This window comes from Streptomyces longispororuber (genome assembly GCF_024448165.1).
Taxonomy (GTDB): domain Bacteria; phylum Actinomycetota; class Actinomycetes; order Streptomycetales; family Streptomycetaceae; genus Streptomyces; species Streptomyces longispororuber_A.
Map to the genome: position 1 here is coordinate 1 of NZ_JAMOLN010000161.1, position 24,993 is coordinate 24,993.

Below are 24,993 nucleotides of genomic sequence, written 5' to 3' on the forward strand. Positions count from 1 at the left end.
TGGCCGATGTGAACGGGGACGGCTACGGCGATCTCGTCACCGCATCGGAGGCGACCGTCTCGGGCGCCTCGGGCGCGGGTGCCGTCGTCGTCAACACCGGCTCCGCCTCCGGCATATCGGCCGCCAGGACCACGGTCGTCACGCAGAACTCGGCCGGGGTGCCGGGCGCCGCGGAGAAGGACGACGCGTTCGGCTCCGCCCTCGCCACCGCCGACCTGAACGGGGACGGCTACACCGACGTCGTCACCGGCACCCCCGACGAGAAGGTCGGCAGCGACGTCGACGGCGGCACCGTCGCCGTGCTGTGGGGCTCGAAGTCCGGGCTGAGCGGCGGCACCACGATCCCCGACCCGGCCCCGAGCGACCACGACCGCTTCGGCGACCGCCTCACCGTCGGCGACTTCGACGGCGACGGCCGGGCCGAACTGGCCGTGGGCACCAGCAACAACGGCGTGTGGATCGTCGACGGCATCAGCAAGTCGGGCACCCCCACCCAGCGCAAGCTGACCACCGCGATCGCCCCCGGCAGCTCCGACTACTACCGTTCCCTGTCGGCCGGCGACTTCGACGGCGACGGCACCGACGACCTCGCCGTGGCCGGCCGCTACGACGAGGACGGCAGCTTCGACGGCGCCACGCTCGTCTACCCGTCGGCCACCGGCACGCCCACCGTCCTGCCCGACGAGGGCCACAGCGCCGCCGTCGGCGACTTCGACGGCGACGGCATCGACGACCTGGCCCTCGGCCAGCCCGACGCCAACGCGGTCAACGTCTACACCGGCGCCGGAACCGGCCTCTCGGCGTCCGCCCACCGCACCCTGACCCAGGACACCGAGGGCGTCCCCGGCGTCACCGAGGACGTGGACAGCTTCGGCCAGTCGGTCGCCGCGGGCGACGTGAACCACGACGGCTACGACGACCTGGCCGTGGGCGTCGACTTCGAGACCATCGGCTCCGTGCAGAACGCCGGCGAGGTCGTCGTGCTGCGCGGCTCCGCGGACGGGCTCACCGGGACCGGCGCGAAGGCGATCCACCAGGGCACCGCCGGGGTGCCGGGCGCGAACGAGAACCAGGACCGGTTCGGCACCTCCGTCCGGCTCACCGACACCAACAAGGACGGCTACGCCGACCTGGCCGCCTCCGCGCCCTTCGAGAACACCAGCAACGGCGCGCTGTGGAGCCTGCGCGGCTCCGCGTCCGGCGTGACCACGTCGCACGCGGTCAGCTTCTCGGCCGCCACCGCGGGCGTGTCGAAGGCGACGTACACCTACCTCGGCCGCTCGTTCGCGACGGACGCGTACGGCTCCTGACGCTCCCCGGCCCTGCCCCGAGTGGCCCATCTCACCCGGCGGGCAGGGCCGCCCCATCGAAGCCCGGCCCATGGCCCGACCCCGTATTCCGGAGGCGATCGGCACTCCGTGCCACGGCATCCCAGACGGGGTCGGGCGGCCTCGGGCACCCGGCCGCAAACACCGCGCGGCCTCGGGAAACACCGCCGTAAAGTCTGACCATGCAGCTCATCCAGTCGACCAAGCTCGCCAACGTCTGCTACGAGATCCGGGGCCCGGTGCTCGAGGAGGCGATGCGCCTCGAAGCGGCAGGTCACCGGATCCTGAAGCTGAACACGGGCAACCCGGCGGCGTTCGGCTTCGACTGCCCGCCCGAGATCCTCGAGGACATGCTCCGCAACCTCGGCGACGCGCACGGGTACGGCGACGCCAAGGGCCTGCTCGCCGCCCGCCGCGCCGTGATGATGCACTACCAGACCCTCGGCGTGGAGACCGACGTCGAGCACGTCTTCGTCGGCAACGGCGTCTCCGAGCTCATCGTGATGGCCATGCAGGCCCTGCTCGACGACGGCGACGAGGTCCTCGTCCCGGCCCCCGACTACCCGCTGTGGACCGCGGCCGTCTCGCTGTCCGGCGGCACCGCCGTGCACTACCGCTGCGACGAGCAGTCCGACTGGATGCCGGACCTGGCCGACGTCGAGCGGAAGGTGACCGACCGCACCAAGGCGATCGTCATCATCAACCCGAACAACCCCACCGGCGCCGTCTACAGCGACGAGATGCTGCGCGGCCTCACCGACATCGCCCGCCGCCACAACCTGCTGGTCTGCTCCGACGAGATCTACGACAAGATCCTCTACGACGGCGCGACGCACACCCCGACCGCCGCCATCGCCCCGGACCTGACGACGCTCACGTTCAACGGCATGTCGAAGGCGTACCGGGTGGCCGGCTACCGGGTGGGCTGGATGGCGATCTCCGGCCCGCGCGCGCACGCGGAGTCGTACATCGAGGGCCTCACGATCCTCGCGAACATGCGCCTGTGCGCGAACATGCCCGGTCAGCACGGTGTCGTCGCCGCGCTCAGCGGCCGGCAGACGATCAACGACCTGGTGCTGCCCGGCGGCCGGCTGAAGGAACAGCGGGACGTGGCGTACGACCTGCTCACCCAGATCCCGGGCGTGACGTGCGTGAAGCCGAAGGGTGCGCTCTACCTCTTCCCGCGCCTGGACCCGAAGGTCTTCAAGGTGAAGGACGACCGCCAGATGGTGCTCGACCTGCTGCGCGCCGAGAAGATCATGGTGGTCCACGGCACCGGCTTCAACTGGCCCGAGCCCGACCACTTCCGGGTCGTGACCCTGCCCTCGACACGGCAGCTGACCGAGGCGGTGACCCGGATCGGGAACTTCCTGGACGGATACAGCCAGCCGTGACGACCCGTCTTTGGACAAGTTCTAATTTAGACTCGTTCTAAGGTACGATGGAGGCCAAGCTGACGCCTGCTGCCCCTGGAGGCCTCCCATGTACGAGCCGATCCGCACCAAGTCGGTCCACACCGTGGCGGCCGACGGCGGCACCTTCCCGCACCGCTCGCGCGAGGAGGAGCTGGACATCCAGCTCGCCGGACACCTGTCGGCGCTGCTCGCGGTCACCGACGAACTGCGCGCCCTCGGCCCGGACGACCAGGAGCTGGCCGCGGCGGCCGACGAGCTGGCAGGTCAGATCGCCCGGCTGCGCGGCGGCCACGCACCGGTCCGCGCGGCCCTGACCGCGGCCGGCCCCGAGCAGGACCGGGCCGCCCTGCACCAGCGGGCGCACGCCCTCGCGGGCCGCGCGCTCGTCGTCGCCGCCTCCCGGGCCGACACCGCCGCCGCGATCCTGGCCGCCCGGCGCATGGAGTACCACTCGGGCGCCGAGCGCCTGGTGTCCGCGTAGGGGCACAAGGGCCCTCCGGTCGAGTACGTGGCGAGGGCCCGCCGCCTCCCGCCTCCCCCAGGGGCTTGCTCGGGGGCGGCACGGGAGGACGACGGGCCCATGACCCCGTACGCCGTTGTACGGGGTCTCGCCGGTCCTGGGAGGGAACGACTAGCCGAGGCGCTCCACGAGCGCCCGGTACTCGTCCCACAGTTCCTTCGGCGTGTGGTCGCCGAAGGTGTTGAGGTGCTCGGGCACGAGAGCGGCCTCCTCGCGCCAGACCTCCTTGTCGACGGTGAGCAGGAACTCCAGGTCGCTGTCGGCCAGTTCGAGGCCGTCCGTGTCCAGGGACTCCTTGGTCGGCAGGACGCCGATCGGGGTCTCGACGCCCTCGGCGCGGCCGTCGAGGCGGTCGACGATCCACTTCAGGACGCGGGAGTTCTCGCCGAAGCCGGGCCACACGAACTTGCCGTCGGCGTTCTTGCGGAACCAGTTGACGTAGTAGATCTTGGGCAGCTTGGCGACATCCTTGTCGGCGCCGACCTTCACCCAGTGGGCCATGTAGTCGCCCATGTTGTAGCCGCAGAACGGCAGCATCGCGAACGGGTCGCGGCGCAGCTCGCCGACCTTGCCCTCGGCGGCGGCGGTCTTCTCGGAAGCCACGTTGGCGCCGAGGAAGACGCCGTGGTTCCAGTCGAAGGACTCGGTCACCAGCGGCACCGCGGAGGCGCGGCGGCCGCCGAAGAGGATCGCCGAGATCGGCACGCCCTTGGGGTCCTCCCACTCGGGCGCGATGATCGGGCACTGGGAGGCGGGGGTGGTGAAGCGGGCGTTGGGGTGCGCGGCCGGGACGCCCGACTCGGGCGTCCAGGAGTTGCCCTTCCAGTCGGTGAGGTGCGCCGGGGTCTCCTCGGTCATGCCCTCCCACCAGACGTCGTTGTCGTCGGTGAGCGCGACGTTCGTGAAGACCGAGTTGCCCCAGAGCGTCTTAATGGCGTTGGCGTTGGTGTGCTCGCCGGTACCGGGCGCGACGCCGAAGAAGCCGGCCTCGGGGTTGATCGCGTAGAGCCGGCCGTCCTCGCCGAACCGCATCCAGGCGATGTCGTCACCGATCGTCTCGACGGTCCAGCCGGAGATCGTGGGCTCCAGCATCGCGAGGTTGGTCTTGCCGCACGCGGACGGGAAGGCCGCCGCGACGTACTTCGACTCGCCCTGCGGCGGGGTCAGCTTGAGAATGAGCATGTGCTCGGCCAGCCAGCCCTCGTCCCGCGCCATCACCGAAGCGATGCGCAGCGCGTAGCACTTCTTGCCCAGCAGGGCGTTGCCGCCGTAGCCCGAGCCGTACGACCAGATCTCGCGGGACTCCGGGAAGTGCGAGATGTACTTCGTGCTGTTGCACGGCCACGGCACGTCCGCCTCGCCCTCGGCGAGCGGCGCGCCCAGCGTGTGCACGGCCTTCACGAAGAAGCCGTCGTCGCCGAGCTCGTCCAGGACCGGCTGCCCCATCCGGGTCATGGTGCGCATGGAGACGGCGACGTAGGCCGAGTCGGTGATCTCGACGCCGATCGCGGACAGCGGCGAGCCGAGCGGACCCATGCAGAACGGGACGACGTACATCGTCCGGCCCTTCATCGAGCCGCGGAAGATGCCCCCGTTCCCCTCCTTGCCCGAGAAGATCTCGCGCATCTCGGCCGGGGCCTTCCAGTGGTTGGTCGGGCCCGCGTCCGCCTCCTCCTCGGAGCAGATGAACGTCCGGTCCTCGACCCGGGCGACATCGGTCGGGTCGGACGCGGCGTAGTAGGAGTTGGGGCGCTTGATCGGGTCGAGCTTCTTGAACGTTCCCTTGGCGACGAGTTCCTCGGCGAGCCGCTCGTACTCGGCCTCGGAGCCGTCGCACCAGACCACGCTGTCCGGCTGCGTCAGTTCCGCGATCTCGTTGACCCACGAGATCAGTTCCTGGTGGTTGGTCGGGAGGGGAGCCGCGATGTCGCGCGCCACGATCGCTCCTAAATGAGGGGTCTTTAGTTGGGGAGGCCCCGTGGGGGCTGCGACCCGGACGCTGCGCCTCCCGTTCCACCGAAAAATCGATGGGCGCTCATCCGGTGCCGACCGCACTCATTTGATCATCCGACCGTTTCGCCCATCTGTCCAGGGGGCCTCACACTTGAGCGACGTGAGCATCGCCACTCGGATTCGGACATAGGGATCTCCCCAGGGGAAAGCAGGGGGCTATCCGTATCTGTTACCTACGGTCGCGTAGGTACGATGCCGAGCATGAGCGTCGCCGCAGAGCAGCCCGAAGCACCCGCCGCAGAGCCCCATTTGCTGAAGCCGAAGCTGCGCGGCTGGCTGCATGCGGGCATGTTCCCGGCCGTCCTGGTGGCCGGCCTCTTCCTCACCGCACTCGCGGACTCCACGCGCGGCCGCGTGGCCTGCGGCATCTATGTGCTGACGGCCTGCCTGCTGTTCGGCGTGAGCGCCCTCTACCACCGGGGCAACTGGGGGCCGCGCGCCGACGGCGTGCTGCGCCGGCTCGACCACGCGAACATCTTCCTGATCATCGCCGGCACGTACACGCCGCTGACGATGCTGCTCCTGCCGGGCACCAAGGGCGACGCCCTGCTGTGGGGCATCTGGGCGGCGGCCGCGGCCGGCATCGTCTTCCGCGTCTTCTGGGTCGGCGCCCCGCGCTGGCTCTACACGCCGTGCTACATCGCGATGGGCTGGGCCGCGGTCTTCTTCCTGCCCGACTTCATGCGCACCGGCGGCATCGCGGTCCTCGTCCTGGTGATCGTCGGCGGACTGCTCTACAGCGCGGGCGGTGTCATCTACGGCATCAAGCGCCCGAACCCGTCGCCCCGCTGGTTCGGCTTCCACGAGGTCTTCCACTCGCTGACCCTCGCGGCGTTCGTCGTGCACTACGTCGGCATCTCCCTGGTGGCCTACCAGCACGCCTGACCCTCCCCCCCCCACCTCCACCGAGAGGCCGCGGCTCGAAGCCGCGGCCTCTTTTCGCGTTCCCGTTCCTTTGCGATTCCAAGAGAGACAGCCGATTGACAGTGCATAGGAAATGAGAGTTACTCTCATTTCATGGTTACTGTCACTCAGGAAGTGGAGTCGCGCCCGGACCCCCGGCGCTGGTGGGCCCTCGGGGCCCTGGTCGCGAGCATGCTCGTGCTCGGTTTCGACATGACGATCCTCAACGTGGCGCTGCCGACGATCGCCGCGGACCTCGGCGCCACCACCGGTCAGCAGCAGTGGATGGCGGACGCGTACATCGTGGTGTTCGCCGCCCTGATGCTCCCGGCGGGACTGCTCGGCGACCGGTTCGGGCGGCGCCGGATGCTGATCGGCGGACTCGGCGTCTTCCTCGCCGCCTCCGTCCTGGGCGCCTTCGCGAGCGACGTGAACTGGGTGATCGCGGCCCGCGCCCTGATGGGCGTCGGCGGTGCGCTCGTGATGCCGCTCGCCATGTCCGTCCTGCCCTCGCTCTTCCCGCGCGCCGAGCAGACCAAGGCCATCGGCATGATCTCGGCGGCCTCCGCGCTCGGCATGCCGCTCGGTCCGGTGATCGGCGGCTGGCTGCTCAACCACTTCTGGTGGGGCTCGGTCTTCGTCCTGAACGTGCCGATGGTCGCCATCGGCATCACCGCCTGCCTGTTCCTGCTGCCCGAGAGCCGCGACCCGGCCGCGCCCCGGGTCGACGTCGTCTCCACCGCGCTCACCGCGCTCGGCCTCGGCGCCCTCATCTACGCGATCATCGAAGGCCCCGGCAAGGGCTGGAGCGACGCCGTCGTGATCGGCGGGTTCGCCGCGGCCGTCGTGCTGCTCGGCGCCCTCGTGCTGCGCGAGCGGCGCAGCGCGTCCCCCATGCTCGACCTCACGCTGCTGCGCCACCGCGGCTTCCTGAGCAACACCCTCACGGCGACCCTCGGCATGTTCGTCATGTCCGGCGTGATGTTCCTGCTGCCGCAGTACCTCCAGGCCGTGCTCGGCACGGACTCCCTCGGCACCGGCGTGCGGATGGTCCCGATGATGGGCGGCATGCTGGTCGCGGCCAAGCTGGCGCAGTCGCTGGTCGTCAGGTTCGGGGCGCGGTCGGTGATCGTCGTCTCCCTGGTGGTGCTGGCGTTCGCCGCGTTCCTCGGGGCGCGCACCACCGTCGACTCGGGGTACGGCTTCACCGCGCTGTGGCTCTCCGTCGCCGGGGTCGGCATCGCCTTCGCGATGATCCCCGCGATGGGCGGCGCCCTCGGCGCGCTCTCCAAGGACCAGGCGGGCCGCGGCTCCGGGCTGATGAGCACGGTGCGGCAGACCGGCAGCGCGCTCGGCGTCGCCCTGCTCGGCGCCCTGGTCGCCGGCGCGTACACGGACCGGCTGGGCACCGCGGGACTGCCGGGACCCGCGGCGGACGCGACACGCGACTCGGTGATCGGCGCCCATGTGGTGGCGGGCCGGCTCGGCGACCGGGCGCTCACCGCGTCGGCGGACTCCGCGTTCGTCCACGGCATGGACCTCGCCCTGGTCGTCATCGGCATCGTGGCGCTGGCCGCCGCCGCGCTCTGCGCGGTCCTGCTGCCCGGCGGGGCCCCGGCCGGGCGGGCCGCCGGGTCCGCCGCGGAGGTGGCCCCGATCAGCACGGATGCCTGACAATGAGCGCCATGGCCGCCTCAGCACAGACGCCCGCGGAGCCCAAGGTCGGGCTCCGCGAGCGCAAGAAGATCAAGACCCGCACGGCGATCCGCGAGGCGACGTACCGCCTGATCATGGAGCAGGGGTACGACGCGACGACGGTCGAGCAGATCGCCGAGTCCGCCGAGGTGTCGCCGTCCACGGTCTTCCGGTACTTCCCGACCAAGGAGGACATCGTCCTCACCGACGAGTTCGACCCGATCCTGGAGCGGGAGCTGCGGTCGCGGCCCGCCGACGAGTCGCTGATCGACTCGCTGCGGCATGTCATCGACGACAGCCTGCACCTGGCCCTGGAGAGCGACGACCCCGAGGTGTCGCGGCTGCGCACCCGCCTCCAGGTCGAGGTGCCGGCGGTGCGCTCCCGGATGATGGAGTCGATGTCCGTCACGGGCGACCTGATGTGCCGGGTGATCGCGGACCGCACCGGCCGGGACGCCGGCGACCTGGAGGTCAGGGTCTACGCGATGGCGCTGGTCGGCGCGATGATGGAGGCCACGATGTACTGGGCCCAGCACGACCACGAGGGCGAGCTGCGCGATCTGGTGATGCGCGCCCTCGACACCGTGCAGCACGGCCTCTAGGGCCTGGTCAGGCCCGCCCCAGGTCCTCGAAGCCCGTCGGCCGCGTGGACACGAAGCTCCACGTCGAGCCCTTCGCGCCGCCCGCCACCCGGATGTCCTCGGTGCCCGAGGCAGGAGACGACCAGTGCACCCGGATCGTGTGCGCCGTACGGCAGTGGTTGCGGAAGTAGACGGTCGTCGTCAGGACCCCGCCGTCCTTCCAGGACCAGGTGAAGCACCCCGCGCTCCCCCGGTGGACCGTGTCGAGCGATCGGGCCGCCGGGGCCGGCACGGCCAGGACGGCGCAGGTCAGCAGCGCTGCGGTGGTGCGGATCATGTCCTACGTATGTCAGCGGGCGGCCCGCAGGAAACCCACGGCCCGCCCGCGTCCGGTCAGGACGGCGGCTCGCCCAGGACCCGGGCCAGCCGGTCGGCGTCGGTCACCGGGGCGTCGCACACGAAGTGGCGGCACACATAGGCGGCCTCGCCCCCGTCGACCAGCGGCCGGTCGGCGAGCAGCGGCAGCTCCGTGCTCCCCTCGGGTCCGGCGGCGACGACGGCGCCCGGCGCGGTCCCGGTGAGCGCCGCGTGGTGCATGCGCCCGCCGATCTCACCGACCACGGCGACCTCCCGGGGCCCGTCGAGCAGCGCCTCGGCGACCGCGAGCCCGTTCCCGATGAACCGGGGCGCCCGCGGTCCCAGCGCCTTCACCACGCCCGACGCGCGCTCCGCCGCGGTCCGGTGGGGCTCGGAGCCGGTGTGCGCGGCGTACGACAGGAGCGCGCCCGCGGCGGCGGTCCAGCCGGACGGGGTGGCGTTGTCCGTCGGGTCCTGCGGCCGCCGGATGAGCTGCTCGGCGTCGACGGCGGTGTCGTACAGGGCTCCGCTCTCCCGGTCCACGAACCGGTCGAGGACGTGGTCGAGCAGGAACCCGGCGAACTCCAGCCAGACGCCCTCGCCGGTCACCGAGGCCAGCGTCAGGAACCCCTCGGCGACGTCGGCGTAGTCCTCCAGCACCCCCGCGTTGGCGCCGGCCCGGCCGTCCTTGCTGGTGCGGGCGAGGCGCGCCTGCGGATCCATGTGCAGACGGACCAGCAGGTCGCCCGCGCACACCGCGGCGTCCACCAGGTCCTGCCGGCCGAAGTAGGCGCCGGTCTCGGCGAGCGCGGCGATCGCCAGCCCGTTCCACGCGGCGACGACCTTGTCGTCCCGGCCGGGGGCGGGGCGCTCGGCGCGGGCGGCGGTCAGCCGCTGCCGGATCGAGTCGATCCGCTCGGCCTCGAACACCTCGTCGCTCTGCGGGAGTTGGAGCACGGAGGCACCCTCCTCGAAGGTGCCCTCCTCGGTGACGCCGAAGAACCGGGCGGCGACGGCTCCGTCCTCCGCCCCCAGGACCTCGGCCAGTTGCTCCGGCGTCCACACGTAGAAGGCGCCTTCGACGTGCTTCCCGCTCGCCGGGTCGAGGCTGTCGGCATCGAGCGCCGACGCGAACCCGCCCTCGTTCGTGCGCAGTTCGCGCACCATGAAGTCGGCGGTCTCCAGGGCGACGCGCCGCGCGAACTCCGACCCGGTCGAGCGCCACAGGTGCGCGTACGCGCGGCACAGCAGCGCGTTGTCGTACAGCATCTTCTCGAAGTGCGGCACGGTGAACTCGCGGTCGACGGAGTACCGCGCGAAACCGCCCCCGAGCTGGTCGTAGATCCCGCCCCGCGCCATCCGCTCGCAGGTGTCGACGGCCATCTGCAGCGCGCCCTCGGTGCCGGTGCGGGCGTGGTGGCGCAGCAGGAACTCGATCACCATGGACGGCGGGAACTTGGGCGCCCCGCCGAACCCGCCGTGCGTCGCGTCGTACTCGCGCACGAGCCCGAGCAGCGCCTGCCCCAGCTCCTCGTCGCCCGGCGGCCGCGTGTCCCCGTACGGCAGTTCACGGCCCGCGAGATCGGCGGTGATCTTCGCGGCGACCTCGGTGACCTCGCCGCGCCGGTCGGTCCACGCGTCCCCCACGCCCTGGAGGACCTGGGTGAAGGACGGCATCCCGTGGCGCGGCTCGGGCGGGAAGTACGTGCCGAAGTAGAACGGCTCGGCGTCCGGGGTGAGGAAGACCGTCATCGGCCAGCCACCCTGGCCGGTGGCGGCCTGTACGGCCTCCATGTAGACGGCGTCGACGTCGGGGCGCTCTTCTCGGTCGACCTTGACGGGCACGAAGTGCTCGTTCACGACGGCCGCGGTGGCCTCGTCCTCGAAGGACTCGTGGGCCATGACGTGGCACCAGTGACAGCTCGCGTACCCCACGCTGAGCAGCACGGGCACCCCCCGCCGCTTCGCCTCCTCGAAGGCCTCGGCCGACCAGGGCCACCAGTCCACCGGGTTGTCGGCGTGCTGGAGGAGGTAGGGGGACGTCTCATGGGCCAGTCGGTTCGGCATGTCTCCATCCTTGCGCATGGCCGTCACGGTCGTGTTCTTTGATCGCCGGGACCCTCGCGCCGACACCCCATACGCAGGACACTTGACGCCGGACTGACGCAACCGGAGGGGGACCGAAGATGCGAGACAGCCATCGGGCGGAGGCCGAGCGGCTGTTGGCCCGGGCCGTGGAGGAGGAGGTCAGGCGCTCCGGCGGACGGACCGACGGGGGCGTCCTGCTCTCCCGCGCCCGGGGTGCGCTCGACGCCATGGGGCAGACCGCCACCGAGGAGTACACCGCGTACACCCGGGCCCTGGACGAGGCGGCCGCGGGACAGATGTCGTTCGGGGAGCGGTTCGCGCAGGAGCGCGGCTCGACTCCCCTGATGGTGACGGGAGTCGGCGCGCTCACCGCCGTGGTGGCCGACCTGGCGCTCGGCGCCGGGACCGGGGTCGCCGTGGGCGCCGGGGCCGCCGTCGCCGTGCTCGGCGCCACCGCGACCGTGGTCAAGGTGACCGCCTCGCACCTGCCCGCCGCGAGCCGCAGCGCGGGGGCGCGGAACCAGCCGGGCGGGCCCGAGCAGCTGCGGCTGCAGTGGCTGACCGCGCTGGAGGTGCGCGGGATCCGGCCGTTCCTGGACCAGCAGCGGGTGCTCGCGTCGAGCACCGGCACGTCGAAGAAGACGGCGGCGCCGCAGCTGCGGCGCACCGACAAGAGCGCGGCGGCGCGGCGCCGAAGCGTGCTGGAGCAGTCGTTCGGCCAACTCCCGGTACCGGAGGGCCCGTTCGCGGGCCGCCGGGCCGCCCTGTCGCGGATCGCGCAGTGGGTGCACGCGGCCCGCGCGAGCACGCAGACCCGGCCGACGGTGGTGGTGCTGCACGGCGCTCCCGGGTCGGGGCGCACCACGCTGGCGGTGCGGGTGGCGCACGAGGTGCGGGACCAGTTCCGCGGGGCGTGCGTGGTGGACCTGCGCGGCGACCGGGCGGACGCGCCGCCGCTGACCACGCGGGACGCGCTGCTGCACCTGCTGAACCGGCTCGGCGCACCGCGCGAGCAGCTGCTGTTCCGGGAGCGTTCGTCGCAGGAGCAGCAGGTCAAGCGGCTCAGCGAGCTGTACCACCAGCATCTGACCGGGCTTCCGGTGACGATCGTGCTCGACGACGCGGAGGACGCGCAGCAGGTGCGCACGCTCATCCCCGAGCGGTCCGACAGCCTCGTCGTGGTCACCTCCCGCAAACCGCTCGAACTGGCCGAGGACACCCCGGCGTGGGTGCACCACCTGCCCGTGGAGGCGCTGGACGCGGCGGGCGCGGAGGAGCTGCTGCGGGAGGCCGCGGAGGACGCGTCCGGTCCGTACGACGCGGAATCCTCGGACGCCGTACGGGAGTTGTGCGGCGGCCTGCCCCTCGCGCTGCGGGCCGCGGGGTCCGCCATCGGCCCGCGGACGACCCGTCAGCTCGCCGCCGACCTGGCCGCGTACGGGCCCGTGGAGCCGGTCGAGCGGGTCCTGTGGCTGCGCTACACCGACCAGTCCGACACCGCCCGCCGGCTGCTGCGCCGGCTGGCGCTCGCGGGCCGGGCCTCGCTCGGCGCGGCCGCGGCGGCGGCACTGCTGGCCACGGACGAGCAGGAGGCCACCCGGCACCTGTCGGCGCTGTCCCGCGCGGGCCTCGTCGACCACGTCCGGGGCAGCCGCTACCGGCTGCACGACCTGGTCCGCGTCTTCGCGCAGGCCCGCCTCGCCGACGAGGAGGAACCGGCCGAGCGGACGGCGGCGCAGGAACGCCTGATCCAGAGCTACGCCGAGCTCGCCGACTCCGTGATCCGGCTGGTCGACGGCAACATGTCGACGCGGGCCGGCCAGATGGGCCCGCACGGCTTCACGTCGCTGGACGCGGCGCTGCGCTGGCTGGACGACGAGTCGAGCTTCATCACGGCGGCGCTCCGGCACGCGGAGGGCGTCAACCAGGACGCGGTCCTCGGCCTCCTCGGCGCCCTGTGCGACTACTGCCTGCTGCGCGGCGACCTCTACCGGCTCGGTGAGATCAGCGAGTTGACGCAGGCCATCGACCAGGGGCTGCTCGTGCGCTCGGTCCAGTGGCGCACGGGCATCGCCGCCCGCCAGCTCGGCGAGCTCGACAAGGCGCGGACGACCCTGTCCTCGGTGGTCGACCTGTACCGCGAGGCGCACCACCGGGCCGGCGAGGCGCGGGCCCTGTGCTCGCTCGGCATCACCCTGCACCACCAGGGCCAACTCACCGAGGCCACGGCCCGGTTGCGGGAGGCGCTCGACCTGCAGACGACGCCGGAGACGAAGGGCGACCGCGGCTGGACGCTGCACGCGCTGGCGGCGGTCGAGCGCGACCGCGCGCACGTCGGCGAGTCCCTGGCGCTGCTGACCGACGCGCTCGCCCTGCACCGGGAGAACGAGTCGCTGCACGGCGAGGCGTGGGCGCACTTCCAGCTCGGCCAGCTGTGCCTGCGGATGGGCGACGTGCCGGGCGCGGACGAGCAGCTGAGGTCCGCGCTCGACCTGTACGGCCGGACGCGCGACGGCCGCGGCGAGGCCTGGGCACTGACCCAGCTGGCCCGCGCCCGCCTGGTCGACGGCGACGCGTCGGCCGCCGTCGACGGGCTGCGCCAGGCGGCGTCCCGGCACCGCGACAACGAGGACGCGCGCGGCGAGGCCTGGACGTACTACTACCTGGGCCAGGCGCTGGAGGAGACCGGGAACCTGGACCAGGCGGTCCGTGAACTGGAGCGCTCGCGCACGATGTTCTCCCGGATGCGGGACGTCTACGGCCTGGCGTGCGCCCGCCACCACTCGGCGCGCGTCACCCGCGACCAGCGGGCCGCGCAGACCGGCTCGCTGCGCAACTCCGGCTTCGCCCGCCAGCTCCTGGTGGACGCCCGCGCCGACTTCCAGCGCATCGGCGTCGCGCACGGCGAGGCGTGGACCTGCCTGGAACTGGCGGTCGTGGACGCGGGCAACGCCCGGCTCCAGCAGGCGGTGACGCTCTGCGAGGAGGCGGCGGCGCTCTTCGCCTCGTACGGCGACCGGCGCGGCGAGGACTGGGCGACGTTCCTGCGCTGCACCCTCCTCCCCTACGCCTCCCCCGGCGGCTCGGAGGTGGGCGCCGCCGTCGCCCAGGAGGAGCTCTCCCAGCTCACCCGCACCCCCAACCCCACCCGCGACGGCAAACTCGACGACTACGTGGAGGCGTACCAGCTGCTCCTGGAGCGCGGCGTGGAACTCTCGGACGGCTGGCAGGCGTGGCGCCTCGGCATGGTGCCGAACCGGCATGCGCGGGACGTGATGGGGGTGGTGGTCGGCGCGGCCTGACGGCCGGCCCCGCACCCGGTGGCGGCCCGGCTCAGCCCCGCACCCGGTACTGGAGGTGCAGCACCCGGTCCCCCCGGACCACCACCTCCGGGTCCTCAAGGAGCCGCTGCCCCTCGGTCGCGCCGAAGTAGCGCTTGCCGGAGCCGAAGAAGACCGGGGCGACGTCCATCGCGACCACGTCGACCAGGCCGAGCGCGAAGGCCTGGCCGCCGATGTCGCCCGCCGTGATCGCCACGGAGCGGCCGGCCGCGAGGTCCTTGGCGAGGGCGACGGCCTCGGGGACGTCGGTGACGAAGTGGTAGTGGTCGGCCTCCGGGTGCCAGCCCTCGGGGCGGGGGCGGTGCGAGACCACGACGACGTGCTCGCCGGCGGGCGGCCGCGCGTCCCAGCCGTCGGTGAGGTCGAAGAGGTGCCGGCCCATGATCGTCACGCCGAGGCCGTCCCACAGCGGCCTGGTGTACTCGGCGGAGGCCTTGGAGACCCGGAATCCGCCGTCGGCGCTGAGCGGCACGTCCCCGTTGCCGTACCAGTCGAAGAGCGGGCCGACCTGGTCCTCGGCATCGGCGATGAAGCCGTCGACGGAGACGACCGCGTGCATCAGTACAGGGCTCTCAGGAGTCATACCTGTACGACCCGCCGCGCCCGCGAAACTCATCGCGGGCGCGGCGGGCCCTCGGCCTCAGGTGTCAGGAACCCTGCTGGGCGGACTTCCCGGCATCGGCGCCCACCGGCTCCTGGTCGGCCGGCTTCTCCTTGAAGTCGACCTTGCCCATGTGCCGGTTCATCGACTTCATCAGGCCCCAGACGGCCAGCGCCATCACCGCGAAGACGATGAAGCCGAGAACACCCGGAGTCACCTTGTTCTCGTCGACCTCCTTGGCGGCAAGGGGGACGAGATGGGTCATTGCCAGATTCGCGTTCACATCAGGCATTGTGACGGACGCCCGCGAAGAGGTCGTCCTCGGGGAGGGAGGTATCGACGAGCGACTTCGCGAGCTCGTACTCCTCGGTCGGCCAGACCGCCCGCTGGATCTCCATCGGCACGCGGAACCAGCCGCCGTCCGGGTCGATCTGCGTGGCGTGCGCGATCAGCGCCTTGTCCCGGATCTCGTAGAAGTCGGCGCACGGAACGTGCGTGGTCAGCGTGCGCTCGACCCGCTCGAACTCGTCCCAGCGCTTCAGCCAGTCCGCGTACGGCGACTCCAGGCCGCGCTCGATCATCGCGTGGTGCAGCGCCTCGGTGCGCGGCCGGTTGAAGCCCTGGTTGTAGTAGAGCTTCGACGGCTGGAAGGCCGGGCCGAACTCGGCCTCGGGGTACTTCTCGGCGTCGGCCGCGCCCTCGAAGGCCACCATCGTGATCTTGTGGGTCATGATGTGGTCGGGGTGCGGGTAGCCGCCGTTCTCGTCGTACGTCGTGATGACCTGCGGGCGGAACGAGCGGATCTGCCGGACCAGCTCACCGGCCGCCTTGTCGACGTCCTCCAGCGCGAAGCAGCCCTCGGGCAGCGGCGGCAGCGGGTCGCCCTCGGGCAGCCCCGAGTCGACGAATCCGAGCCATTCCTGGCTGACCCCGAGGATCTCGCGGGCCTCGTCCATCTCCTTCTTGCGCACCTCGTGGATGTGCTCCTCGATGTACTTGTCGCCCTGGAGCTTCGGGTTGAGGATGGAGCCGCGCTCCCCGCCCGTGCAGGTGACGACCAGCACGTCCACCCCCTCGGACACGTACTTGGCCATGGTGGCCGCGCCCTTCGACGACTCGTCGTCGGGGTGGGCGTGAACGGCCATCAGTCGCAGCTGCTCAGACAAGACAAGATCCTCTTGAGATATGGCGCCCTGGGTTCATCCGGCGCAATGGGCGGCTTCTATAGTGACCGAACCGGGGGGCGGAAAATTCCGGTGCCCGGATGTTGGCGGGCGACGTGAGAGGAACTGGCCGATGAGCGCCGTGCAGCAGCTGCCCGAGGGCCGATACGGATCCTCGCGCTCCGCCGACGCCCGCGCGGACCGCAAGCTGAAGATCGCCGCGATCGTGCTGGGCACGCTCTTCGCGGGACTGATGGTCTGGTTCGGCTGGTACTACGTCGTCGGGAACAAGTTCAGCGGCGAGGTCATCGCCTTCAAGACGTACGACGACAAGGTCAGCGTCCACCTGGAGATCCGCAAGGACACCGACGCGAGCGGCTACTGCACGATCCGCTCGCAGACCGCCGAAGGCGCCGAGGTGGGCCGCGCCGACTTCCGCTTCGACCAGAAGCAGGACCGGATCGACAAGGTCGTGACGTTGCGCACGACGGGCGGCAAGGGCACGACGGCGGAGCTCATCGGCTGCCACGCGGACTGAACACTCCCGGGTTCACTCTCGGCACATTGGGGCTGACCTGCCCTGACGCAAATCTGATGCCTTATGTCCTCCCCCTTTGACCGCTGAATTGTTAGGCTCGTGGTTTCGCCCACCCACAAGGGAACATCCTTCTGGGTAGGGCGATGCTTTGTATTCCCAGTACCTACGAGGAGCGACCTGTGACCCAGACCAGCGAAGACGTCACCTGGCTGACGCAGGAGGCGTACACCAAGCTCAAGGACGAGCTGGCGTACCTGTCTGGTCCCGCGCGCGAGGAAGTCACGCAGAAGATTGCGGCGGCGCGCGAGGAGGGCGACCTGCGGGAGAACGGCGGGTACCACGCGGCCAAGGAGGAGCAGGGCAAGCAGGAGCTCCGCATCCGCCAGCTGACCCAGCTCCTGGAGAAGGCCAAGGTCGGCGAGGCGCCGGCCGACGACGGCGTGGTGGAGCCCGGCATGGTCGTCACCATCGCCTTCGACGGCGACGAGGACGACACCGTGACCTTCCTGCTGGCCTCGCGCGAGTACGCCAGCTCGGACATCGAGACGTACTCGCCGCAGTCGCCGCTCGGCACGGGTGTGAACGGCAAGAAGGTCGGTGACGACGCCCAGTACGAACTGCCGAACGGCAAGTTCGCCTCGGTGAAGATCCTCAAGGCCCAGCCGTACTCCGGCTGACCGACACCGTCCCCGAGAGCCCCGGAGCGTCCTGCTCCGGGGCTCTCGCACGTCCCGTGCGCGGCGGGGCGGGTCAGGCCGACGCGTTGCGGTACTTGCGGACGGCGAGGGTGCGGAAGACGACGAGGATCAGGACGGAGTAGATCAGCGACGCCCACACGGGGTGCTGCATCGGCCAGGCGTCGGACGGCGACAGACCCGGGTCGCCGAAGAGCTTGCGGCAGGCCTGCACGGTGGCGCTGAAGGGGTTCCAGTCGGCGACGTGCCGCAGCCAGGGCGTCATCTTGCTGGAGTCCACGAACGCGTTCGACAGGAACGTCACCGGGAACAGCCAGATCAGACCGCCCGAGGTGGCCGCCTCCGGGGTGCGCACGGACAGACCGATCAGCGCGCCGATCCAGGTGAAGGCGTAGCCGAGCAGGAGCAGCAGGGCGAAGCCGCCCATGATCTTCCCGAAGTTGGTCGGCTCCGCCGAGCCCGGCCGCCAGCCCACGAGCAGCGCGACGACGGCGAGGACGAGCAGGGTGATGGCCGTCTGCACCAGGTCGGCCACGGTGCGGCCGGTGAGCACGGCGCCGCGCGCCATCGGCAGCGAGCGGAACCGGTCGATCAGGCCCTTGTGCATGTCGTCCGCGATGCCGGCGCCCGCGCCCGCCGTGGCGAACGTGACGGTCTGCGCGAAGATGCCGGCCATCAGGAAGTTCTTGTAGACGTCCGGGTCCGTGGTGTCGCCGATCTGCATCGAGCCACCGAAGACGTACGTGAACAGGACGACGAACATCACCGGCTGGATCAGCCCGAACAGGATCATCTCGGGGATCCGGGTCATCCGGATCAGGTTCCGCTTGGCGACGACCAGGGAGTCCCGGACGGACTGGCCGATGCCGCCGGCCGGCCGCGGGGCGGCGGGCCTCGGGGTGTCGGTGACGGCGGTCATTTCGCGGCCTCCACGGTCTCGTCGCTCTCCTCGTCGGCCTGCTCGGCCAGGTGGCCCGTCAGCGAGATGAACACGTCGTCGAGGGTCGGCCGGCGCAGGCCGATGTCGTCGATCTCGATGCCGCGCGCGTCCAGGTCGCGGATGACCTCCGCGAGGAGCTTCGCGCCGCCGGTGACCGGGACGGTCAGCTTGCGGGTGTGCTGCTCGACCGTGGTCTCGCCCTTGCCGAGGCCGGCCAGCACCTCGCGGGCGGCGCCGATGTGCTCGCGCTCGTGCACGACGACCTCGACGCGCTCGCCGCCGGTCTGCGCCTTGAGCTGGTCGGAGGTGCCGCGGGCGATGACGCGGCCGTGGTCGACGACGCAGATGTCGTGCGCCAGGTGATCGGCCTCTTCGAGGTACTGGGTGGTCAGCAGCAGCGTCGTGCCGCCCGCCACCAGCTCCTGGATGACCTCCCACAGCTGCTGCCGGTTGCGCGGGTCGAGGCCCGTGGTCGGCTCGTCCATGAACATCACGGGCGGCGAGACGACGAGTGCGGCCGCGAGGTCGAGGCGGCGGCGCATGCCTCCGGAGTACGTCTTGGAGGGGCGGTCGGCGGCGTCCGCGAGGTTGAACCGCTCCAGCAGCTCGGCCGCGCGGGCCTTCGCCTGCTTGGCCTTCATCTGGTAGAGCTGGCCGACCATCTGCAGGTTCTCCCGGCCGGTCAGATACTCGTCGACCGCGGCGAACTGGCCGGACAGGCCGATCGAGCGCCGCACCTCGTTCGGATTCTTCAGTACGTCGATGCCCGCGACGACCGCCTTGCCGCTGTCCGGCGTGAGCAGGGTCGTCAGACAGCGCACCGCCGTGGTCTTGCCCGCGCCGTTCGGCCCGAGCAGACCGAGGACGGTGCCCTCCGGTACATCCAGATCGACGCCGTCCAGCGCCTTGACGTCGCCGAAGGTCTTCACCAGACCTTCGGCATGGATCGCGCCTGGCATGTGGGTCCCCCAGGGTGGGTGAGTTGCCTAACTGCCTCGTCCAACTGCTTCCCGTACGGCCTTACGTGGAGAAAGTCTAGATTTGCCGGATTGTGAATGCCCGGCGAAGGGTGATGCGCGCCACACCGTATCGCGATGTATCGCGTATCGGCAACGGATTACTCGATGACCGTGTAGCCCGCCTCGCGCAGGGCCGCGCCGACCTCGGCGCAGTGCGCGGGACCCTTGGTCTCCAGGTGCAGCTCCACCTCCGCCTCCGTGAGCCCGAGCCGCGGGTCGGTCCTGACGTGGCTCACGTCGAGCACATTGGCATCCGCCACTGACAACACCCCGAGGAGCGTGGCCAGGGCGCCGGGGCGGTCCGTCAGCCGCAGCCGCAGCGACAGGTAGCGGCCCGCGGCGGCCATGCCGTGGGTGAGGACGCGCTGCATCAGGAGCGGGTCCACGTTGCCCCCGGACAGCAGCGCGACGACCGGGCCGTCGAAGCCCGTCGGATCGCTCAGGAGGGCCGCCACGGGGCTCGCGCCGGCCGGCTCGACGACCAGCTTCGCGCGCTCCAGACAGAGCAGCAGAGCGCTGGACAGGGCGTCCTCGGACACCGTGCGGACCTCGTCGACGAGGTCCTCGACGAGCCGGAACGGGACGTCGCCCGGCCGCCCCACCTTGATGCCGTCGGCCATCGTCGACGGCTGCGTGATCGACACCGGCCGGCCGGCCGCCAGCGAGGGCGGGTACGCGGCCGCGCCCGCCGCCTGCACGCCGATCACCCGCACGTCGGGGCGCAGGGCCTTCACGGCGACCGCGATGCCGGCCGCGAGCCCGCCGCCGCCGACGCCGAGGACGATCGTGCGCACCTCGGGGCACTGCTCCAGGATCTCCAGGCCGAGCGTGCCCTGCCCCGCGACGACGTCCGGGTGATCGAAGGGGTGGATGAAGACCGCGCCGGTCCGCTCCGCGTACTCCTGGGCCGCGGCCAGCGTCTCGTCGACGACCTGCCCGTGCAGCCGCACCTCGGCGCCGTAGTCCCGGGTCGCGGCGACCTTCGGCAGGGGCGCGCCGACGGGCATGAACACCGTGGAGCGCACGCCGAGGAGCGAGGAGGCCAGGGCCACTCCCTGCGCGTGATTGCCCGCGCTCGCGGCCACCACCCCGGCGGCCCGCTCCTCCGGCAGCAGCCCCGCGATCCGCACGTAGGCGCCGCGCAGCTTGAAGGAACCGGTCCGCTGGAGGTTCTCGCACTTGAGGTGGACGGGCGTACCGACCAGCTGGGAGAGGTGATGACTGTGCGCCATCGTTGTCACCCGCGCCACTCCGGAGAGCATCTTCTGGGCGCCGCGTACGTCGTCCAGGGTGACGGCCGGCAAGGAGTCAGACGCGCTGTAGCTCATGACGGAAGTCTTGCAGCTCACGGCACACGTCTCTCGGTATGTTCACGCTCCGAGACCGGATTGCGCACGGCCGGTACGGCCAGCGCTTTCGCCGCGTACCCTGTGGGCCAATCTCGTTATTCAGTGCAATCCACCACCCACGCATGAAGTGAGCCCCCGGCCATGCCCACACCCCAGGAAATGATGGACATGACGACCGCCGGCGACACCGGCCTCCTCGACACGCTGCAGCACGAGGTGGCGGTCTTCGCCCGTCGCGCCGAACAGACCCGGCTCGGCGGGGTCGGGCAGGTGCGCAACTCGATGGACCGAGCCGCGTACCTGCTGCTCAACCGCCTCGACAAGGAAGGCCCGATGGGCGTCAAGGCGCTCGCCGCGAGCATGGGCATCGACTCCTCGACGGTCACGCGTCAGGTCGCCCCGCTCGTCGACACCGGCCTCGTCAAGCGCACCTCCCATCCCGAGGACGGCCGCGCCGTGGTGCTCCAGCTCTCGCCGCGCGGCCTGTCCCGGCTCGACGAAGTGCGCTCGTCCAGGCGGGAACTGATGGCGCAGTTGACGCAGGAGTGGGAGCCGCAGGAGCGCGAGCAGTTCTGTGCGCTCCTCACGCGCTTCAACACCGCGCTCTCGGCCCGCCAGTCCGGCCAGCCGGCGCCGTCCGCCGAGTCCTGACGGCCGTACGTTCCCACGGCTGCGGCTCCCACCTCTTGACCGGGGAGCCGCGGCCGGGCCTGATATGAAGCGTGCGCGAACGGCAGGCGTCGAGGAACGCCCGCCGGGCCCGTGAGTTCGAGGCGTTCGTCGCGGGCGCGGCAGGGCGGCTGCTGCATGCCGCCACACTGCTGACCGCGGAACCGCCGGACGACTGCCCGCGCGCACAGAGGCTGCTCACGGCCGCCCTCGCCCGTACGTATGCCTCCTGGGACCGTCTTCGCGGGGAGGATCCCTACGACTGCGCCCGCAAGGAACTGGCCGTCCGCTTCGCGCGCGGCACCTGGCACCACCACCGCGGGCACGGCGGCGTACTGGCGCACCTGACGGCGCAGGAGCGGGTCGTCCTGGTCCTCAGGCTCTTCGAGGGCGTCGGCGAGGAGCAGGCGGCGGCGCTGCTCGGGCTGCCCGTGGAGCGGGTGAGCGCCCTGCACGCGCGGGCCGTCGCGCTCGTCCTGCACCCCCCGCGCGGACCCGCCCCGTCCGCACCGCTGCACGGGGCGGCCTCGGCATGAGTCTTCAGGAGCGCCAGGACGCGGCGGTACGCGCGGTGCTGGACGCCGCGCCGCCACCGGTGGTCCCGCCCGAGCTGGGCGCCGAGGCACTGCGCAGGGGCGGCCGGGCGCTGCGGCGCCGGCGGATCGCGCGGCGCGTGCTGTGGTTCCTGCTGGGCGTGGCGGTGGTGGCGTTCGTGGTCTGGGCGACGATGGCCAGGCCGTGGGTGGAGCCGCCGTCGAAGACGACCCCACCCCTGACCGGCTGGTGAACTCCCGTACGGACGGCGGGAGTTACTTTCCTTCGAGGGCCTGCTTCAGGTCGGCGAGCAGATCGTCGGCCGACTCGATGCCCACGGAGAGGCGGACCAGGTCGGCGGGCACCTCCAGGGCGGAGCCCGCGACGGAGGCGTGCGTCATGCGGCCCGGGTGCTCGATGAGGGACTCGACGCCGCCGAGGGACTCGCCGAGGGTGAACAGCTGCGCGCGGTTGCAGACCTCGACGGCCGCCTCCTCGCCGCCCTCCACCTGGAAGGAGATCATTCCGCCGAACGCCTTCATCTGCTTGGCGGCGATCTCGTGGCCCGGGTGCTCGGGCAGGCCCGGGTAGAGGACCTTCGTGACCCGCGGGTGGCGGGTGAGCATGTCGGCGACGCGGGTGGCGTTCTCGCTGTGCCGGTCCATGCGCACGGGCAGCGTCTTGATGCCGCGCAGGACGAGCCAGGAGTCGAAGGGGCCCGCGACGGCGCCCATGGCGTTCTGGTGGAAGGCGAGGTCGTCGCCGAGCGCGTCGTCGCCGACGACCAGTGCGCCGCCGACGACGTCCGAGTGACCGCCCATGTACTTCGTCATCGAGTGCACGACGACGTCCGCGCCGAGCGCGAGCGGCTGCTGGAGGTAGGGGCTGGCGAAGGTGTTGTCGACGACGAGGCGGGCCCCGGCCTCGCGCGCCACCTGGGCGACGGCGGCGATGTCGGTGATCCCGAGCAGCGGGTTCGACGGCGTCTCGACCCACACGACCTTCGTCTTCGGGGTGAGCGCGGCGCGCACCGAGTCGACGTCGCTCGTGTCGGCGACCGACCACTCCACGCCCCAGCGCGAGACGACCTTGGCGAACAGGCGGAACGTGCCGCCGTACGCGTCGTTCGGGATGACCACGTGGTCGCCCGGGCTGAGCAGCGTACGCAGGAGGCAGTCCTCGGCGGCCAGGCCCGAGGCGAAGGCCAGGCCGCGCCTGCCGCCTTCGAGGGCGGCGAGGTTCTCTTCGAGGGCGGTACGGGTCGGGTTGGCGCTGCGGCTGTACTCGTAGCCGCCGCGCAGGCCGCCGACGCCGTCCTGCTTGTACGTCGAGACCTGGTAGATCGGGGGGACGACGGCGCCGGTGACGGGATCGGCCGTGTTGCCGGCGTGGATGGCGGTGGTCTCGAACCCGCGGGGTCCGGACTGGCTGTGGTGCGTGTCGCTCATGTCGCCCGAGACTAGTGCGCCGAAGCGCCGTCGCCACCTCGGTTAGCTTTGTAGGCATGGGAATTCTCTGGGGGCTCATGGCCGTGCTGATGATCGTCTGGGTGGTGATGCTGCGCCGCCGGGGCGGGATCAGGCAGGTCGCCCCCGGGTCCCCGGACGCGGCTGACCCGGCGGACTACGGTTTCGTGCGCCAGGAGGACCTGGACGTCCGGCTGCCGGGACCCGACCAGGACCTCCTGGACGTGATGGCCGTCGTGCAGCGCAATCAGGACTTCACGGCCGCTTCACAGTTGCTGGCCGGGACCGGCAAGGAGACCGAGGCCCGGTGGGAGCGGGTGCAGGCGATCGCCGGCGCCGCCGCCCTGGAGATGCAGCAGACGCCGCGGCTCGGCGCCGGCTGGCTGCACGCGTGGCGGTCGCAGCAGCCCAAGGACGCGGGCGGGGCGCAGGTCTTCGCCGAGTTCCTGGTGCAGCAGGCCTGGCGGGGCGGCGGCACCGAGGACGAGCAGCGGATCATCCTGGAGGAGGCGCGCGGCGCGTGCGAGCAGGCCGCACTGCTCGCCCCCGGTGATCCGGTCCCGCACATCACGCAGCTCGCGGTGGCCCGCGGCCTCGGGTACTCGCAGCACGAGTTCGAGCAGCTGTGGCTGAAGATCCTGGACACCGCCCCCGGGCACATGGGCGCGCACCTGGCGGGCCTGCGCTACTGGACGGAGAAGTGGCACGGCTCGCGCGACGAGGCGTTCGCGTTCGCCGAGGCCGCCGCGGCCCGCGCCCCGCGCGGCTCCCTGCTCCCCGCGCTCCCCCTCTTCGCGCTGTACGAGCACATGCCCGACCTGAACCTCGTGCGCGGCTTCTACGAGAGCGAGGTCGTCACGAAGGCGCTGCACGGCGCCCTGTTCGCGGTGAACGCGGCCCGCCCCGGCGACCCGATGCTGTCCCACGTGCGTCACCTGCTGCTCTTCTTCCTGGTCCGCGGCGAACGCTGGTCCGAGGCGATGGATCAGCTGGTGCGGGTGGACGGCCACATCGGCGCGATCCCGTGGACCGCCGAGGCCGACCCGGCCGCGTCGTACGCGGTGTACCGGGCGCTCGCGGTGGCCGGTTACGAGGCGAACGGCGGGAGCCCGGCGACGCTGCGGCACTGACCGGCGGCGGTGGAATCCGGGGCGGCCCGGCGCGCGTTGTCCGTACTGACGTCGACGCCCCGGAGGCACCGCCCATGTCCCTGTCCGGCCGCACCCCGGCCCTGCCGACCCGCGACCAGGCCCTGCGCGGCCGCCCCGAGCCCGAGTTCACGGTGCCCGGCCGCCATACGGTCCTGGGCAACCCGCTGCTCGGCCCGTACCCCGACGGCCTGGCGGTCGCCGACTTCGCCCTGGGCTGCTTCTGGGGCGCCGAGCGCGCCTTCTGGCGGACGCCCGGCGTGTGGACGACCCTCGTCGGCTACCAGGGCGGCTACACCGAGAACCCCGTCTACGAAGAGGTCTGCTCGGGCCTGACGGGCCACGCGGAGACCGTCCGCGTGGTCCACGACCCGTCCGTCGTCCCGTACGAGCAGCTGCTGAAGGTCTTCTGGGAGAACCACGACCCGACCCAGGGCTTCCGCCAGGGCAACGACGTGGGCACCCAGTACCGCTCCGCGCTCCACACCCACACCCCCGAACAGGCCGCCACGGCCGCGGCCTCCCGCGCGGCCTACCAGAAGGCCCTGACGGCCTCGGGCCACGGCACGATCAGAACGGAACTGCTCCCGGCCCAGGACCGCCCGTTCTACCCGGCGGAGGGCCACCACC

Annotated in this window: 24 protein-coding genes; 14 read left to right on the top strand and 10 right to left on the bottom strand. The window is 71.7% G+C overall.

The genetic code is table 11. The annotated features are described in order from the left end of the window. The 3 genes from M4J07_RS34355 to M4J07_RS34365 all read left to right on the top strand — a co-directional run. Nucleotides 1–1,310, top strand: a 1,310-nt coding sequence (locus tag M4J07_RS34355; RefSeq protein ID WP_255978426.1) for an FG-GAP-like repeat-containing protein, incomplete at its 5' end; no start/stop codon positions are given. 200 nt (nt 1,311–1,510) lie between these two features. Continuing rightward, complete coding sequence (locus M4J07_RS34360) at nt 1,511–2,722, top strand: pyridoxal phosphate-dependent aminotransferase (protein WP_255978428.1); 1,212 nt, start codon at nt 1,511–1,513, stop codon at nt 2,720–2,722. An 88-nt stretch (nt 2,723–2,810) separates the two neighbouring features. Continuing rightward, complete coding sequence (locus M4J07_RS34365) at nt 2,811–3,224, top strand: SCO4983 family protein (RefSeq protein ID WP_255978430.1); 414 nt, start codon at nt 2,811–2,813, stop codon at nt 3,222–3,224. 150 nt (nt 3,225–3,374) lie between these two features. Here M4J07_RS34365 and M4J07_RS34370 read toward each other — a convergent pair whose 3' ends face one another. Continuing rightward, a complete protein-coding gene (locus M4J07_RS34370; protein WP_255978432.1) occupies nt 3,375–5,201 on the bottom strand; it encodes a phosphoenolpyruvate carboxykinase (GTP) in 1,827 nt (608 codons plus the stop codon). Between the two features lie 276 nt (nt 5,202–5,477). Here M4J07_RS34370 and trhA point away from each other — a divergent pair, with 276 nt between their 5' ends. From trhA to M4J07_RS34385, 3 genes are all read left to right on the top strand, one after another. Next, the gene (gene trhA, locus M4J07_RS34375; RefSeq protein ID WP_255978434.1) at nt 5,478–6,161 is read left to right on the top strand and encodes a PAQR family membrane homeostasis protein TrhA; all 684 of its coding nucleotides are present in this window, start codon (nt 5,478–5,480) and stop codon (nt 6,159–6,161) included. A 132-nt stretch (nt 6,162–6,293) separates the two neighbouring features. Beyond that, the gene (locus M4J07_RS34380) at nt 6,294–7,853 is read left to right on the top strand and encodes a DHA2 family efflux MFS transporter permease subunit (protein ID WP_255978437.1); all 1,560 of its coding nucleotides are present in this window, start codon (nt 6,294–6,296) and stop codon (nt 7,851–7,853) included. Between the two features lie 11 nt (nt 7,854–7,864). Next, nucleotides 7,865–8,476 (top strand): TetR/AcrR family transcriptional regulator, encoded by a 612-nt coding sequence (locus M4J07_RS34385; RefSeq protein ID WP_255978439.1) that lies wholly within the window; start codon nt 7,865–7,867, stop codon nt 8,474–8,476. Between the two features lie 7 nt (nt 8,477–8,483). On the opposite strand, the gene M4J07_RS34390 is transcribed toward M4J07_RS34385, so the two are convergent. Beyond that, the gene (locus tag M4J07_RS34390; protein WP_255978441.1) at nt 8,484–8,792 is read right to left on the bottom strand and encodes a hypothetical protein; all 309 of its coding nucleotides are present in this window, start codon (nt 8,790–8,792) and stop codon (nt 8,484–8,486) included. Between the two features lie 56 nt (nt 8,793–8,848). Next, nucleotides 8,849–10,879 (bottom strand): thioredoxin domain-containing protein, encoded by a 2,031-nt coding sequence (locus tag M4J07_RS34395; protein ID WP_255978443.1) that lies wholly within the window; start codon nt 10,877–10,879, stop codon nt 8,849–8,851. Nucleotides 10,880–10,998: 119 nt separating this feature from the next. Between M4J07_RS34395 and M4J07_RS34400 the strand changes: the two genes are divergently transcribed. After that, the gene (locus M4J07_RS34400; protein WP_255978445.1) at nt 10,999–14,202 is read left to right on the top strand and encodes a tetratricopeptide repeat protein; all 3,204 of its coding nucleotides are present in this window, start codon (nt 10,999–11,001) and stop codon (nt 14,200–14,202) included. A gap of 31 nt (nt 14,203–14,233) precedes the next feature. Here the strand turns inward: M4J07_RS34400 and M4J07_RS34405 are convergent, their stop codons facing one another. From M4J07_RS34405 to mca, 3 genes are all read right to left on the bottom strand, one after another. Beyond that, entirely contained in the window at nt 14,234–14,824 is a 591-nt protein-coding gene (locus M4J07_RS34405) for a dihydrofolate reductase family protein (protein WP_255978447.1), read from the bottom strand. A gap of 64 nt (nt 14,825–14,888) precedes the next feature. Then, nucleotides 14,889–15,134: a hypothetical protein gene (locus M4J07_RS34410; protein WP_255978449.1), complete on the bottom strand. Its 246-nt coding sequence runs from the start codon at nt 15,132–15,134 to the stop codon at nt 14,889–14,891. Further along, entirely contained in the window at nt 15,127–16,008 is an 882-nt protein-coding gene (mca, locus tag M4J07_RS34415) for a mycothiol conjugate amidase Mca (RefSeq protein WP_255978451.1), read from the bottom strand. The genes M4J07_RS34410 and mca overlap by 8 nt, the downstream gene beginning before the upstream one ends. Before the next feature lie 130 nt (nt 16,009–16,138). Here mca and M4J07_RS34420 point away from each other — a divergent pair, with 130 nt between their 5' ends. Together M4J07_RS34420 and greA are read left to right on the top strand one after the other, a co-directional pair. Next, complete coding sequence (locus M4J07_RS34420; RefSeq protein WP_255978453.1) at nt 16,139–16,543, top strand: DUF4307 domain-containing protein; 405 nt, start codon at nt 16,139–16,141, stop codon at nt 16,541–16,543. Nucleotides 16,544–16,722: 179 nt separating this feature from the next. Beyond that, nucleotides 16,723–17,220 (top strand): transcription elongation factor GreA, encoded by a 498-nt coding sequence (gene greA, locus M4J07_RS34425; RefSeq protein WP_255978455.1) that lies wholly within the window; start codon nt 16,723–16,725, stop codon nt 17,218–17,220. A 73-nt stretch (nt 17,221–17,293) separates the two neighbouring features. Here greA and M4J07_RS34430 read toward each other — a convergent pair whose 3' ends face one another. The 3 genes from M4J07_RS34430 to ilvA form a co-directional block, all read right to left on the bottom strand. After that, nucleotides 17,294–18,157: an ABC transporter permease gene (locus tag M4J07_RS34430; protein ID WP_255978457.1), complete on the bottom strand. Its 864-nt coding sequence runs from the start codon at nt 18,155–18,157 to the stop codon at nt 17,294–17,296. Then, entirely contained in the window at nt 18,154–19,137 is a 984-nt protein-coding gene (locus M4J07_RS34435) for an ATP-binding cassette domain-containing protein (RefSeq protein WP_255978459.1), read from the bottom strand. The genes M4J07_RS34430 and M4J07_RS34435 overlap by 4 nt, the downstream gene beginning before the upstream one ends. Nucleotides 19,138–19,295: 158 nt before the next feature. Continuing rightward, the gene (ilvA, locus tag M4J07_RS34440; RefSeq protein ID WP_255978461.1) at nt 19,296–20,525 is read right to left on the bottom strand and encodes a threonine ammonia-lyase; all 1,230 of its coding nucleotides are present in this window, start codon (nt 20,523–20,525) and stop codon (nt 19,296–19,298) included. Nucleotides 20,526–20,708: 183 nt separating this feature from the next. On the opposite strand from ilvA, the gene M4J07_RS34445 reads away from it, so the two are divergent. The 3 genes from M4J07_RS34445 to M4J07_RS34455 all read left to right on the top strand — a co-directional run bounded on the left by M4J07_RS34445 (nt 20,709) and on the right by M4J07_RS34455 (nt 22,002). Continuing rightward, nucleotides 20,709–21,197, top strand: coding sequence for a MarR family winged helix-turn-helix transcriptional regulator (locus M4J07_RS34445; protein ID WP_255978473.1), 489 nt, complete (start codon nt 20,709–20,711; stop codon nt 21,195–21,197). A gap of 71 nt (nt 21,198–21,268) precedes the next feature. Beyond that, nucleotides 21,269–21,751 (top strand): sigma factor-like helix-turn-helix DNA-binding protein, encoded by a 483-nt coding sequence (locus M4J07_RS34450; RefSeq protein ID WP_255978463.1) that lies wholly within the window; start codon nt 21,269–21,271, stop codon nt 21,749–21,751. Beyond that, complete coding sequence (locus M4J07_RS34455) at nt 21,748–22,002, top strand: hypothetical protein (RefSeq protein ID WP_255978465.1); 255 nt, start codon at nt 21,748–21,750, stop codon at nt 22,000–22,002. Before M4J07_RS34450 ends, M4J07_RS34455 begins: the two co-directional genes overlap by 4 nt. A 22-nt stretch (nt 22,003–22,024) precedes the next feature. On the opposite strand, the gene M4J07_RS34460 is transcribed toward M4J07_RS34455, so the two are convergent. After that, a complete protein-coding gene (locus M4J07_RS34460) occupies nt 22,025–23,197 on the bottom strand; it encodes a cystathionine gamma-synthase (protein ID WP_255978467.1) in 1,173 nt (390 codons plus the stop codon). A 56-nt stretch (nt 23,198–23,253) separates the two neighbouring features. Here M4J07_RS34460 and M4J07_RS34465 point away from each other — a divergent pair, with 56 nt between their 5' ends. Together M4J07_RS34465 and msrA are read left to right on the top strand one after the other, a co-directional pair. Then, nucleotides 23,254–24,345 (top strand): hypothetical protein, encoded by a 1,092-nt coding sequence (locus M4J07_RS34465; protein ID WP_255978469.1) that lies wholly within the window; start codon nt 23,254–23,256, stop codon nt 24,343–24,345. Nucleotides 24,346–24,419: 74 nt separating this feature from the next. After that, nucleotides 24,420–24,993: peptide-methionine (S)-S-oxide reductase MsrA (gene msrA / locus M4J07_RS34470; RefSeq protein WP_255978471.1), on the top strand; the 574-nt coding region annotated here is incomplete at its 3' end.

Bases quoted from the DNA above. Each gene is read 5' to 3' on its own strand.
- M4J07_RS34360 (WP_255978428.1), top strand. From the start codon at position 1,511: ATGCAGCTCATCCAGTCGACCAAGCTCGCCAACGTCTGCTACGAGATC.
- M4J07_RS34365 (WP_255978430.1), top strand. From the start codon at position 2,811: ATGTACGAGCCGATCCGCACCAAGTCGGTCCACACCGTGGCGGCCGAC.
- trhA (WP_255978434.1), top strand. From the start codon at position 5,478: ATGAGCGTCGCCGCAGAGCAGCCCGAAGCACCCGCCGCAGAGCCCCAT.
- M4J07_RS34380 (WP_255978437.1), top strand. From the start codon at position 6,294: ATGGTTACTGTCACTCAGGAAGTGGAGTCGCGCCCGGACCCCCGGCGC.
- M4J07_RS34385 (WP_255978439.1), top strand. From the start codon at position 7,865: ATGGCCGCCTCAGCACAGACGCCCGCGGAGCCCAAGGTCGGGCTCCGC.
- M4J07_RS34390 (WP_255978441.1), bottom strand. From the start codon at position 8,792: ATGATCCGCACCACCGCAGCGCTGCTGACCTGCGCCGTCCTGGCCGTG.
- M4J07_RS34395 (WP_255978443.1), bottom strand. From the start codon at position 10,879: ATGCCGAACCGACTGGCCCATGAGACGTCCCCCTACCTCCTCCAGCAC.
- M4J07_RS34400 (WP_255978445.1), top strand. From the start codon at position 10,999: ATGCGAGACAGCCATCGGGCGGAGGCCGAGCGGCTGTTGGCCCGGGCC.
- M4J07_RS34405 (WP_255978447.1), bottom strand. From the start codon at position 14,824: ATGACTCCTGAGAGCCCTGTACTGATGCACGCGGTCGTCTCCGTCGAC.
- M4J07_RS34410 (WP_255978449.1), bottom strand. From the start codon at position 15,134: ATGCCTGATGTGAACGCGAATCTGGCAATGACCCATCTCGTCCCCCTT.
- M4J07_RS34420 (WP_255978453.1), top strand. From the start codon at position 16,139: ATGAGCGCCGTGCAGCAGCTGCCCGAGGGCCGATACGGATCCTCGCGC.
- M4J07_RS34430 (WP_255978457.1), bottom strand. From the start codon at position 18,157: ATGACCGCCGTCACCGACACCCCGAGGCCCGCCGCCCCGCGGCCGGCC.
- M4J07_RS34435 (WP_255978459.1), bottom strand. From the start codon at position 19,137: ATGCCAGGCGCGATCCATGCCGAAGGTCTGGTGAAGACCTTCGGCGAC.
- ilvA (WP_255978461.1), bottom strand. From the start codon at position 20,525: ATGAGCTACAGCGCGTCTGACTCCTTGCCGGCCGTCACCCTGGACGAC.
- M4J07_RS34445 (WP_255978473.1), top strand. From the start codon at position 20,709: ATGGACATGACGACCGCCGGCGACACCGGCCTCCTCGACACGCTGCAG.
- M4J07_RS34455 (WP_255978465.1), top strand. From the start codon at position 21,748: ATGAGTCTTCAGGAGCGCCAGGACGCGGCGGTACGCGCGGTGCTGGAC.
- M4J07_RS34460 (WP_255978467.1), bottom strand. From the start codon at position 23,197: ATGAGCGACACGCACCACAGCCAGTCCGGACCCCGCGGGTTCGAGACC.
- M4J07_RS34465 (WP_255978469.1), top strand. From the start codon at position 23,254: ATGGGAATTCTCTGGGGGCTCATGGCCGTGCTGATGATCGTCTGGGTG.